This window comes from Microbacterium fluminis, assembly GCF_051549805.1.
In the GTDB taxonomy this organism is placed as follows: domain Bacteria; phylum Actinomycetota; class Actinomycetes; order Actinomycetales; family Microbacteriaceae; genus Microbacterium.
Genome location: NZ_CP196042.1, coordinates 3,127,690 through 3,140,235 on the forward strand (window position 1 = coordinate 3,127,690; position 12,546 = coordinate 3,140,235).

Genomic DNA, 12,546 nt, shown 5'->3' on the forward strand with positions numbered 1-12,546 from the left:
GACGTCAGTGACCGTCGGCGAGCGCCACGGCGGGAGCGACGGGCGACGCGGATGCCGCGCGCACGCGCCGATGCATGGGCACCCGGGCGAGGATCACCACGGTCCACACGAACAGGGCGACCACGGCGATGTTGCGCAGCGTCAGCATGAGCGTGGGCACGACGTAGGGGTGCGTGAGCATGAGCCCGTCGTACATCAGCGGGTAGACGATCTGCGTCAGCAGGGCGATGACGAGGCCGAGCAGCGAGGGCAGCGCCCACCGGCGCCGATCGAGCACCAGGCCGAGCACGAGCGGAGCGACGATCCACACCTGGTACTGCGGCGAGCCGACCTTGTTGACGGCGATGAAGCCGAGCACGAGGGCGAGCGCCAGCGGCGGGAAGAGCCGGGCGAAGGATGCTCCGCGCCACACCTTGTACGCGCCGAGGCCGGCCACCGACGCCATCACCAGCACGAGCAGCGGCGTCATGATCGCGATGACCTCGTTGAGCATCGGACCGCTCACCTCGAACGTGAGCATGTTGGGGTTGTAGTAGACCGCCGAGTCGGGCAGCATCAGCGCCGACCGCCACAGGTAGAAGGTGCTCACCGGCGCCTCGATCTGCAGACCTCGGCCGGTCTGATCGCCGACGAATCCGAGCAGATGGCTGCCGCCGCCCGCGATCGCCACGGTGGCGGCCGTCACGACGGTGACGGCCAGGGCGCCGCCGATGACGGCGAAGCGACGGCGCAGGGCGATGACCGCGGCGGCGATGATCGCCGCCGGCCACACCTTCATCCACACGCCGACCGCCAGCAGCGCCGAGCCGAGCCACGGCCGGCCGACGAGCCACAGACCGCCGGCGATGGCCAGCGCGACCGTGACGGTGTCGAGCCGGTACAGGCCGATCGGACCGATCAGCGCGATGAACGCGAGCCAGAACCACGCGCCGGTCACGCGACCGCGGGAGCGGCCCCGGCCGACCAGCACCGCGAAGGCGAGCGCGTCGATGATCGTGACGAGGATGGCCCATGCCGGGGTGTAGCCGTCGATGCCGATGAACAGGCGGGCGAGCAGCATCGGGATGATCGCCAGCTGCGGGTACACCCACGCCACGTCGATGCCGACGAAGCCGACGTACTCCTGCGAGCGCGCGAACCCATAGGTGGACGGGTCGATGTACCCGCCGTTCATCCAGGCGGTCGACCACCGTTCGTAGACGAGATAGACGTCGCCCATCGGCGCGTTGGGCTGGTACCAGCCGAGCACTGCCACCCCGACGTGCACCAGCACGAACGCGATCCAGAGCACCGCCCGCCTCGACACCCTCCGATTGTAGGGTGCCGGGTTCCGGCGCGCCTCGGGGAACCCTGTGAACGGATGCTGCGCTCCCCCTGGATCGACGGCTCGGGCGGGCGCGATCAGCGTGCGGCGAGCGCCTCGGCGACCGCTAACGGCAGGTGCTCGGCGACGTCCAGCGCGGTGATCGGCATCGTCCGTCCCCCGCCGCCGCGTTCGGCGGCGATCCGCGCCGCGCGTCCGTGCAGCCACGCGCCGGTGGCGGCGAGGGGTGCGAGGTCGGTGTCGCCCCCGGCCCCCGCCGCGGCGACGAGCGCGCCGAGCACGCCGCCGAGCACGTCGCCGGTGCCGGCCGTCGCCAGCCACGGAGTACCCGCCTCGACGCGGGCGGTCCATCCGTCGGGAGCGGCGACGATCGTGACGGCACCCTTCAGGAGCACCGTGGCACCGAGGGCGACGGCGGTCTCTCGCGCGGCAGCCGACCGGGCGTCCTCGCCGGCGGCGGAGGCATCCGGATCCAGTCCCAGAGCGGACCGCAGTCGCGCGTGCTCGCGCGCGTGCGGTGTGACGATGCGCGGCGCCGGCGCGCCCACCGCGAGGTCGAGCGCTCCCGCATCGACCACGACGGGAAGATCACCGGCGAGCGTGGCGCGCAGCGCGGCGGTCTCGGCATCCGTCCGCTGCGCCGCGTCGGTGCCCGAGCCGATCAGCCAGGCCTGCACGCGCCCGTCGGCGGTGACCGTCTCGGGCCGGCGAGCCAGCACAAGCGACGACGGATGCGGCGGCCCCAGGTAGCGCACCATGCCGAGGCCCGTGCGCCACGCCGCCTCGACCCCGAGCACCGCGGCGCCCGGGTACGCGTCGGAACCGGTGCGCACGCCCAGCACCCCGCGGGAATACTTGTCGTCGTCGTCGGTTGGCATCCGCAGGGCGCGTCCCGCGTCCGCCGAGGTCCATCGGTCCGCCATGACCTCACGATAGCCCCGCGGCGCATACGCTCCTCCGCGCGGCGGCGAACCCCGACGGAGTCCTGTGAGCACCCTGTTCTCGCCCCTGCCCCTGCGCGGCCTGACCGCGCGCAACCGCCTGTGGGTCGCCCCGATGTGCCAGTACAGCGCCGTCGACGGGGTGCCGCAGGAGTGGCATCACACGCACCTCGCGCAGTTCGCCTCCGGGGGTGCCGGCGTCGTGATCGCCGAGGCGACCGCGGTCTCGCCCGAGGGGCGGATCTCGCCCGACGACGTCGGCATCTGGAACGACGCGCAGCGCGACGCGTGGCGTCCGATCACCGCGGCGGTGCGCGCCCGCGGAGCCCTCGCCGGCATCCAGCTCGCCCACGCCGGGCGCAAGGCGTCGACCTGGTCGCCGCTGACCGACCGCCGTGGATCCGTGCCCCCCGCCGACGGCGGATGGCAGACGGTCGCACCGTCGGCGATAGCGTACGACGGCTTCGACGCCCCGACGGCGCTCGACGAGGCCGGGATCGACCGGGTCGCGAGCGACTTCGCCGCCGCCGCCCGCCGCGCGCTCGATGCCGGGTTCGAGGTGCTCGAGATCCACGCCGCCCACGGCTACCTGCTGCACGAGTTCCTCTCGCCGCTGTCCAATCACCGCACCGACGCCTACGGCGGATCGCTCGAGAACCGCTCCCGGCTGCTGCTGCGCATCGTGCGGGAGATCCGGGATGCCGCGCCCGCCGCGCCGCTCCTCGTGCGGTTCTCGGCCACCGACTGGGCCGACGGCGGGCTCGACGTCGCCGAGGTCGCCACCGTGGCCGGCTGGGCGGCCGAGGCCGGCGCGGATCTGTTCGACATCTCCAGCGGCGGGCTCGTCGCCGCGCAGCGCATCGAGACGTTCCCCGGCTACCAGGTGGGACTGGCCGCCGAGGTGCGCCGTGCGACCGGCGCACCCGTCGGTGCGGTGGGTCTCATCACCGGTGCGGCGCAGGCCGAGCAGATCCTGGCCGACGGCGACGCCGACATGATCCTCGCCGGGAGGGAGTGGCTGCGCGACCCCCACTTCGCCCTCCGCGCCGCGAGCGAGCTGGGCGTCGAGCTGGACTACTGGCCGGCGCAGTACCTCCGCGCCCGCCCCTGAACCGCGACGGCCCCGACCCGGCAAGGGTCGGGGCCGTGCGCGTCAGCGCCCGAGCGGGCCGCGGCGGGTGGCGTCCTGCACCTCGCCGACCAGCTCCTCGATGATGTCCTCCAGGAACAGCACGCCCGTGATGACGCCGTCGCGGTCCCGGACCTGAGCGAGGTGACGGCCGGCGCGGCGCATCAGGGCCAGCGCGTCCTCGAGGTCGGTGGATTCGAGCACCGGCACCATGTGGTGGATGCGCTTGGGCGGCAGCGGACGAGCGACGTCGGTCGCGGCATCCGGTCCCTCCGTGGCCCGCAGGATGTCCTTCAGGTGCACGTAGCCGACCGGCAGCCCCGTCTCGTCGACGATCACGTAGCGCGAGAAGCCGTGCTTGGCCACGGCCCGCTCGATCTCGTCCGGCGTCGTGCGCGCGGGAAGGGTCACCAGGCCGGTGAGCGGCACCGCGACGTCCTTGGCCTTCTTGTCGGTGAACTCCAGCGCGGCCGACAGCGTACCGGACGCGTCGTCGAGCACGCCCTCGATGCGCGACTGGTTGACGATCGTGGCGACCTCGTCGAGCGTGAACGTCGAGGCGGCCTCGTTCTTCGGCTCGACGCCGAACAGCCGCACCGCGTGGTTCGCGATCCAGTTGAGCGCCGCGATGACCGGGTAGAAGAGCTTCGACACCCACACCAGCGGCGTCGCGAGCATCAGCACCGCGCGATCGGGCACCGAGAACGCGAGGTTCTTCGGCACCATCTCGCCGAACACCACGTGCAGGTACGACACCAGCAGCAGCGCGATGACGAACCCGGCGATGCCGACGGCCTCCTCCGAGATCCCGGTGAGACCCAGCGGCACCTCCAGGAGATGGTGGATCGCCGGCTCGGAGACGTTCAGGATCAGCAGCGAGCAGATCGTGATGCCCAGCTGGCTCGTGGCGAGCATGAGGGTCGCGTGCTCCATGGCGTACAGCGCGGTCTTGGCCGCCCGCGAGCCCCTCTCGGCGAGCGGCTCGATCTGCGAGCGCTTGGCCGAGATGACGGCGAACTCCGCGCCGACGAAGAAGGCGTTGGCGATGAGCAGCACGAACAGCCAGGCGATTCCGGCCCAATCGTTCATCGACGCTCACCCCCTTCGCTCGCGGCCGCGCCTTCCGGCACGGGCTGGGGCGTGAAGCGCACGCGGTCGACGCGGCGGCCGTCCATGCGCTGCACCTCGATGGTGCCGTCGTCGATCTGCAGGGTGTCTCCGGTGGTGGGGATGCGCTCGAGCACGCTCATGATGTAGCCGCCGACGGTGTCGTAGACGTCGCCTTCGGGGATGCGGATGCCGGTGCGGTCGCGCAGCTCGTCGGGTCGCAGCTCGCCGGGGAAGACGACGCCGTCGGAGGTGCGCACGATGCCGGCGCGACGCCGGTCGTGCTCGTCGAGCACCTCCCCGACGATCTCCTCCACGAGGTCTTCGAGGGTGACGACGCCCGCGGTGCCGCCGTACTCGTCCACCACGATCGCCATCTGATAGCCGCGCGCGCGCAGCTCCGACATGAGGGCGTCGAGGTGCACGGCCTCGGGGACGCGGAGCGGTTCGCTCGCCAGCGCTGCGGCGGGGACCTCGGCGCGGCGCTCGCGCGGCACGCCGACGGCGGCTTTGAGGTGCACGATGCCGGTGATGTCGTCCATCGAGTCGGCGTACACGGGGAACCGGCTGTGACCGGTGCGGCGCGCGAGCTGGATCACGTCCTCCGCGGAGTCGTCGACCGAGAGGGCGTGGATGCTGGGGCGCGGGGTCATCACATCGGCCGCCGACAGTCGGGCGAAGGTCAGCGTGCGATCCAGCAGCGACGCGGTGTCCTCCTCGAGCACGCCCGCGCTCGCGGAGCGGCGCACGAGGCTGGAGAGCTCCTCGGCCGTGCGCGCGCCGGACAGCTCCTCCTTGGGCTCGATGCCCATGAGGCGCAGCACCCCGTTGGCGCTGCCGTTGAGCACGGCGATCGCGGGACGGAACACCACGGTGAACGCGGTCTGGAACGGGATGACCAGCTTGGCGGTCTGCCGCGGCACCGCGAGCGCGAAGTTCTTCGGCACGAGCTCGCCGAGGATCATCGACAGCACGGTGGCGAAGGTGATCGCGAAGAACACCGCGAACGGGCTCGCGAACCCCTCCGGCCAGCCCCAGGAGATCAGCACCGGCCGCAGCAGGTTCGAGATCGCAGGCTCCATCGTGTAACCGGTGAGCAGCGTCGTCAGTGTGATGCCCAGCTGCGCGCTGGACAGATGCGTGGAGGTGATCCGCAGCGCGCTGATCGTCAGCGACAGCCGGGTCTCACCCGCCTCCCGACGGGCCTCCAGGTCGGCGCGGTCGAGGTTGACGAGCGCGAACTCGCTCGCCACGAACAGGCCGGTACCGATCGTGAGCAGCAGCCCCACGCCCAGCATGACGTAGTCCATCACGCATCACCCCCCTTCGAGCGGGGTGCGGGATCGTGGGGCGTGGGTCTACTGGGAGGGTCGTCCATCGTCCGACCATTCTATGGGGTGGCACCCGCCCCGATCCTGGGAAGCCCCGGACTGCTCACCCGACGCAACACGCCCTCGCACACGCCATCGAGGGCGAGTCGCCTCGGGTGAGCAGTCCCGCCCTCGCGAGAATCAGCGCGGCCTACCCGCGACGTGTGACGGGTCGCGGGGAGATGATGGGGGCATGCCTGATCGCGAGCGGTGGAACGAGCGCGCCGCGGCGGCGGAGTACGCGGTGCTCGACCGCTTCGCGCGGCGCGCGCCGGGGCTGGCGTGGGCGCGGGCGACGTGGCCGTCGCGGCGCGGTCCGGCGGGTGTCGCCGACGGGATGCGCGTGTGGCACTACTGGTGGCACGCGCACCTGCTCGACGCCGCCGGCGACGCCCTGCGGCACCGCCCCTCGCCGGGGCGCCGGCGCCGCGTCGCGCGGCTGGGGCGCACGGTGGCGGTGCGCACCGCCGGACGCTGGGTGAACCCCTACTACGACGACATCTCGTGGATGGGTCTCGCACTGCAGCGCACCGGTGCCTCCCCGCGGGGGGTCGCCCGTATCGCGACGCGGCTCGCGGGCGCGGTCGACCCCGCCGTCGGCGCCCTGCCGTGGCGCGTCGGCAGCGACCTGTACAACGCCCCGGCCAACGGTCCGGCGGCGATCCTGCTCGCGCGCGCCGGACGGCGACCGGTCGCCGAGTCTCTGGCCGACTGGATCGCCGCGGTGCTCGACGATCCCGCGACCGGCCTGGTGCGCGACGGCGTGGAGCACGGGGTGGTGCGCGACGCGCTCTACACCTACAACCAGGGGGTCGCGATCGGCGCCGCCCTGGCCCTCGGCGAGGGCGACGGTGACGCACGACACCTCGCCCGCGCGGCCGAGCTGGTGCGGGCCGTCGGCCGCTGGTGCGCGCCGGACGACGGGCTGCTGCCCTCGGCGGGCGGCGGGGACGGAGGCCTGTTCTCCGGGATCGCCTGCCGCTATCTCGCGGAGGCCGCCGTGCGCCTGCGCGACGACACGAGCACGGCGGATGCCGCGGCATCCGCCCGCCGTCTGGTGCTGGTCAACGCGCGCGCCCTGTGGGACGGTCGCGCGGTGCTGCACGGTCGGCCGCTGTTCGCCGCCGACCCGCGACGCCCGGCGATCGTGCCGCTGCGCCCCGTGCGTCCGCGCCTCGCCGCCGGCGGGGCCACCGACGGCACCGACGCCCCCGACGGCGATCTGTCGGTGCAGCTCGGCGCCTGGCTCACGCTCGAAGCGGCCGCCTCCCTGCCGTCCTGACGGAGGGGAGCGCTGCTACCAGGAGACGGGCAGGGCCTTGCCCTCTTCGTACCCGGATGCCGACTGCAGGCCGACGCGCGCGGCGGTGTGGAACTCGGGCACGGTGGCAGCACCAGCGTAGGTGAACGACGAGCGCACGCCGGAGGTGATCATGTCGAGGAGATCCTCGATGCCCGGGCGCAGCGGGTCGAGATAGATCTTGGACGACGAGATGCCCTCGGCGAACAGCTCCTTGCGGGCCAGATCGTACGGGTCGAGGCGCCCGAAGCGCTCGTGCACGGCCTTCGTCGAGGCCATCCCCCACGATTCCTTGTAGGTGCGGCCGGTGTCGTCGACCCGCAGCTCTCCGGGCGCCTCGATCGTGCCGGCGAACCAGGATCCGATCATGACGGATGCTGCACCCGCCGCCAGCGCGAGGGCGACGTCGCGCGGGTACCGCACACCGCCGTCGGCCCAGACGTGCGCGCCGAGCAGACGCGCCGCCTCGGCGGTGTCGAGCACGGCCGAGAACTGCGGGCGGCCGACCGCGGTCATCATGCGGGTCGTGCACATCGCGCCCGGTCCGACCCCGACCTTGAGGATGTCGGCGCCCGCGGCCACCAGATCGTGCACGCCTTCGGCGGTGACCACGTTGCCGGCGGCGATGGGGATGCCGAGGCCGAGCTCCGCCACGGCGGACAGGGCGCGCAGCATCCCCTCCTGGTGCCCGTGGGCCGTGTCGACGACGAGCACGTCGACACCGGCCGCGGCCAGCGCGGTCGCCTTCGCCGCGACGTCGCCGTTGATGCCGATCGCGGCGCCGACGATGAGCCGGCCCGCCCCGTCGACGGCCGGGCGGTAGAGCGTGGAGCGCAGCGCGCTGCGCCGTGACAGGGTGCCGACGACGAAGCCGTGGTGCAGCACGCAGACCGTCTCGGCCTCGGCGGCGACGATGAGGTCGAACGCGTGCCGCGCGGTCTCGACGTCGTCGGCGTCGATCGAGGCGGCGTGCCCGCGGGCGAGGTCGCCCAGGCGGGCGTCGGGCAGCGCGGTGCCCAGACGGGTCGCCGGCACGACGCCGAGCACCGCGTCGATCGGCAGCCGCTCGCCGGGGTGATCGGCCACCACGATGCCGTGCCCCTCGGTCGCGGTCAGCAGCTTGGCCGCGTCGGCCACGGTCGCCGACGGCGGCAGCACGAGCGCCGTGTCCCACGGCACGGGCTGGTCCTTCACCCACCGGATCGCCGCGTCCAGCTCCTGCAGCGGGAGGTCCTGGGGAAGGATGCCGAGACCGCCGCGGCGTGCGAGGGTCGCCGCCAGTCGCGGTCCCGTGACCGAGTTCATGTTCGCCGAGACCAGCGGGATCGTCGCCGTGGTGCCGTCGCCCGGAGAGAGGTCGACGTCGAGGCGGCTCGCGACGGCGGAGCGCCGTGGCACGAGGAACACATCCGAATAGGTCAGGTCGACGTCTGGCCGGTCACCGTAGAACTCCACATGCCTACGGTAGCCGCGCGCGCATCCGCCGGCGCGGTGAGCTCCCCGTCCGAGGATCGGAGCTCGAACTGCGTTAGGCTTGACTACCGTGCGCGGGAGCTTCCCTGCCCCGCGATCCATGGGGTATTCAGCGAGGAAAGCAGGCGATCAGGCCGTGTCGAGCCAGGTGACGGGCGTCGGGACTTCGAGCGAGGGAGAGTTCGGGGCCAACGAATGGCTCGTCGAGGAACTCTACGAGCAGTTCACGACGGACAAGAACTCTGTGGACAAGGCCTGGTGGCCCATCCTCGAGGCGTATCACCCGGCCGGCTCCGCCGCACCGGCACAGCCCCCGGCACCGGCTCAGCCCGCCGCTCCGGCCGCTGCGGCACCGGCCGCCGCGACCCCCACGGCCCGGCCGCCGGCCGAGGCATCCGAGCCGCGTCCGGTCACCGCGCCGATCCCGGTGATCGGGTCGCAGCCGGTGGCGCGCACCACGGCCAAGCCCGCCAAGGCGCAGCCCATCCCCGCGCAGGCGCCCACCGTGGCCCCCTCGACGGCGGACGAGAACGCCGAGGCCGACGTCGTCACCACTCTGCGGGGCATGACGAAGACCCTCGCGGCGAACATGGACGACTCGCTCACGGTTCCGACCGCCACGAGCGTGCGCACCGTTCCGGCGAAACTCATGATCGACAACCGCATCGTCATCAACAACCACATGTCGCGCACCCGCGGCGGCAAGGTCAGCTTCACGCACCTGATCGGCTGGGCGCTCATCCAGGCGCTCAAGGAGTTCCCGAGCCAGAACGTGTTCTACGCCGAGGTCGACGGCAAGCCGTCGGTCGTGGCGCCCGCGCACATCAACCTCGGCATCGCGATCGACCTTCCCAAGCCCGACGGCTCACGCGCCCTCATGGTGCCCAGCATCAAGCGCGCCGACACGCTCACGTTCGGCGAGTTCCTCGCCTCGTACGAAGACCTGGTCACCCGCGCGCGCGGCAACAAGCTCACCGCCGGCGACTTCCAGGGCACCACGATCTCGCTCACCAACCCCGGCGGCATCGGCACCGTGCACTCGGTCCCCCGCCTCATGAAGGGGCAGGGATGCATCGTGGGCGCGGGTGCGCTGGAGTACCCCGCCGAGTTCCAGGGCTCGAGCGAGAAGACGCTGGTCGAACTCGGCATCGGCAAGACGATCACCCTCACCAGCACCTACGACCACCGCGTCATCCAGGGCGCCGGGTCCGGCGAGTTCCTCAAGAAGGTGCACGAGCTGCTCATCGGGCAGCGCGGATTCTACGAGTCGATCTTCGCGGCCCTCCGCATCCCGTACGCCCCGATCCACTGGGCCTCCGACATCAACGTCGACCTCGCCGAGCGCGTCGACAAGACCGCGCGTGTGCAGGAGCTCATCAACTCGTTCCGCGTACGCGGCCACCTGATGGCCGACATCGACCCGCTCGAGTACGTGCAGCGCACCCACCCCGACCTCGAGATCGAGGAGCACGGGCTCACCTTCTGGGACCTCGACCGCGAGTTCGTCACGAACGGCTTCGGCGGCCGCCGCCAGATGAAGCTGCGCGAGATCCTCGGCGTGCTGCGCGACTCGTACTGCCGCACGATCGGCATCGAGTACATGCACATCCAGGACCCCGAACAGCGTCGCTGGTTCCAGGAGAACGTCGAGGTCAAGTACCAGAAGCCTGGTCACGACGAGCAGCTGCGCATCCTCGCCAAGCTCAACGAGGGCGAGGCGTTCGAGACGTTCCTGCAGACGAAGTACGTCGGGCAGAAGCGCTTCAGCCTCGAGGGCGGCGAGTCGCTCGTCCCCCTCCTCGACGAGATCCTGCAGGGCGCCGCGCAGGCCGGCATGGAGGGCGCCGCGATCGGCATGGCCCACCGCGGCCGCCTCAACGTGCTCACCAACATCGCCGGCAAGACCTACGGCCAGGTGTTCCGCGAGTTCGAGGGATCCGTCGCCGTCGGCTCCAAGAGCGGCTCGGGCGACGTGAAGTACCACCTCGGCACCGAGGGGACCTTCATCGACGACCGCGGCGACGAGCTGCCGGTGCTGCTGGCGGCCAACCCGTCCCACCTGGAGACCGTCGACGGCGTGCTCGAGGGCATCGTCCGCGCGAAGCAGGACCGCCAGCCGATCGGCACGTTCGCGTGGCTGCCGATCCTCGTGCACGGCGACGCCGCGTTCGCGGGTCAGGGCGTCGTGGTCGAGACGCTGCAGATGTCGCAGCTGCGCGGCTACCGCACCGGCGGCACCATCCACGTCGTGGTCAACAACCAGGTCGGCTTCACCACGATGCCGAACGACGCGCGCACCTCGGTGTACGCCACCGATGTCGCCAAGACCATCCAGGCGCCGATCTTCCACGTGAACGGCGACGACCCCGAGGCCGTCGTGCGGGTGTCGCAGCTCGCGTTCGCCTACCGCGAACGCTTCCACCGCGACGTCGTGATCGACCTGGTCTGCTATCGCCGCCGCGGTCACAACGAGGGCGACGACCCGTCGATGACCCAGCCGCTGATGACCAACCTCATCGAGGCCAAGCGCTCCGTCCGCCGGCTCTACACCGAGTCGCTCGTCGGTCGCGGCGACATCACCGAAGAGGAGTACGAGCAGGCCAAGCGCGACTTCCAGAACCGTCTGGAGATCGCGTTCGCCGAGACGCACGAGGCCGAGACCGGCACCAGTCCGGTGGTGGCGGATGCTCCGGTCGAGCAGGTCGTCGGCGCCCCGGAGACCACCGGGGTGGGCACCGACGTCGTGCAGCTCATCGGCGACACGTTCGTCAACAAGCCCGAGGGCTTCACGGTGCACACCAAACTGCAGCAGCTGCTGGACAAGCGCCTGGACATGAGCCGCAACGGCAGCATCGACTGGGCGTTCGGCGAGCTGCTCGCGTTCGGCTCGCTCCTGCTGGAGGGCACCAACGTGCGCCTGGCCGGTCAGGACAGCCGTCGCGGCACGTTCGTGCAGCGCCACGCGGTGCTGCACGATCGCGCCAACGGGCAGGAGTGGATCCCGCTGACCAATCTCAGCGAGAACCAGGGCCGCTTCTACGTCTACGACTCCCTGCTCAGCGAGTACGCCGCGATGGGCTTCGAGTACGGCTACTCGGTCGAGCGCCCTGACGCGCTCGTGCTGTGGGAGGCCCAGTTCGGCGACTTCGCCAACGGCGCCCAGTCGGTCATCGACGAGTACATCTCGGCGGCGGACCAGAAGTGGGGCCAGCAGTCCAGCGTCGTGCTCCTGCTCCCCCACGGCTACGAGGGTCAGGGCCCCGACCACTCCTCGGCCCGCATCGAGCGCTACCTGCAGCTGTGCGCGCAGGACAACATGACCGTGGCCCGGCCGTCGACGCCCGCGTCGTACTTCCACCTGCTGCGCCGTCAGGCGTACCAGCGGCCGCGTCGTCCGCTGATCGTGTTCACGCCGAAGGCGATGCTGCGTCTGCGCGGGGCGACGAGCCCGGTCGAGGACTTCGCGACCGGCACGTTCCAGCCGGTGCTCGACGACACGCGCGCCCTCGACAAGGCCGCGGTCACCCGCGTGCTGCTGCACGCGGGCAAGATCCACTGGGATCTCAAGGCCGAGCTCGAGAAGAAGCCGAACGACAAGGTCGCCCTCGTGCGCCTCGAGCAGTTCTACCCGGCGCCGGTCGACGAACTCAACGCGGTGCTCGCGACGTACCCGAACGCCGAGCTGGTGTGGGTGCAGGACGAGCCCGAGAACCAGGGCGCGTGGCCGTTCATCGCCCTCGAGGTCGTCAAGCACCTGCGCGGGCGCACCATCAAGCGCGTCTCGCGCGCGGCGTCGGCCTCGCCGGCGACCGGATCGCCGAAGGTGCACGCCCGCGAGCTGGCCGAGATCCTGCAGAAGGCTCTCACCGTCTGACCCGCGGCCGCTCCCGTCGCGACGCCCC

Annotated in this window: 8 protein-coding genes; 3 read left to right on the forward strand and 5 right to left on the reverse strand. The window is 71.8% G+C overall.

Annotated elements, in window-relative coordinates; all coding sequences use genetic code 11:
* Nucleotides 1–4: 4 nt before the first annotated feature.
* Together ACSJDX_RS15165 and ACSJDX_RS15170 are read right to left on the reverse strand one after the other, a co-directional pair.
* Nucleotides 5–1,306, reverse strand: coding sequence for a hypothetical protein (locus ACSJDX_RS15165; RefSeq protein WP_438353466.1), 1,302 nt, complete (start codon nucleotides 1,304–1,306; stop codon nucleotides 5–7).
* A gap of 95 nt (nucleotides 1,307–1,401) precedes the next feature.
* Nucleotides 1,402–2,247: an ADP-dependent NAD(P)H-hydrate dehydratase gene (locus ACSJDX_RS15170; protein ID WP_438353467.1), complete on the reverse strand. Its 846-nt coding sequence runs from the start codon at nucleotides 2,245–2,247 to the stop codon at nucleotides 1,402–1,404.
* A 64-nt stretch (nucleotides 2,248–2,311) separates the two neighbouring features.
* On the opposite strand from ACSJDX_RS15170, the gene ACSJDX_RS15175 reads away from it, so the two are divergent.
* Complete coding sequence (locus ACSJDX_RS15175; protein WP_438353468.1) at nucleotides 2,312–3,376, forward strand: NADH:flavin oxidoreductase/NADH oxidase; 1,065 nt, start codon at nucleotides 2,312–2,314, stop codon at nucleotides 3,374–3,376.
* Between the two features lie 42 nt (nucleotides 3,377–3,418).
* Here the strand turns inward: ACSJDX_RS15175 and ACSJDX_RS15180 are convergent, their stop codons facing one another.
* Complete coding sequence (locus tag ACSJDX_RS15180) at nucleotides 3,419–4,483, reverse strand: hemolysin family protein (protein ID WP_438353469.1); 1,065 nt, start codon at nucleotides 4,481–4,483, stop codon at nucleotides 3,419–3,421.
* Nucleotides 4,480–5,811 (reverse strand): hemolysin family protein, encoded by a 1,332-nt coding sequence (locus ACSJDX_RS15185; protein ID WP_438355010.1) that lies wholly within the window; start codon nucleotides 5,809–5,811, stop codon nucleotides 4,480–4,482. The genes ACSJDX_RS15180 and ACSJDX_RS15185 overlap by 4 nt, the downstream gene beginning before the upstream one ends.
* A gap of 253 nt (nucleotides 5,812–6,064) precedes the next feature.
* Between ACSJDX_RS15185 and ACSJDX_RS15190 the strand changes: the two genes are divergently transcribed.
* On the forward strand, nucleotides 6,065–7,153 hold the full coding sequence (locus ACSJDX_RS15190) for a glycoside hydrolase family 76 protein (RefSeq protein WP_438353470.1): 1,089 nt from the start codon (nucleotides 6,065–6,067) through the stop codon (nucleotides 7,151–7,153).
* Between the two features lie 15 nt (nucleotides 7,154–7,168).
* On the opposite strand, the gene ACSJDX_RS15195 is transcribed toward ACSJDX_RS15190, so the two are convergent.
* On the reverse strand, nucleotides 7,169–8,626 hold the full coding sequence (locus tag ACSJDX_RS15195; protein ID WP_438353471.1) for a GuaB1 family IMP dehydrogenase-related protein: 1,458 nt from the start codon (nucleotides 8,624–8,626) through the stop codon (nucleotides 7,169–7,171).
* Nucleotides 8,627–8,780: 154 nt separating this feature from the next.
* Between ACSJDX_RS15195 and ACSJDX_RS15200 the strand changes: the two genes are divergently transcribed.
* Nucleotides 8,781–12,518 (forward strand): multifunctional oxoglutarate decarboxylase/oxoglutarate dehydrogenase thiamine pyrophosphate-binding subunit/dihydrolipoyllysine-residue succinyltransferase subunit, encoded by a 3,738-nt coding sequence (locus tag ACSJDX_RS15200; RefSeq protein WP_438353472.1) that lies wholly within the window; start codon nucleotides 8,781–8,783, stop codon nucleotides 12,516–12,518.
* Nucleotides 12,519–12,546: the final 28 nt, after the last annotated feature.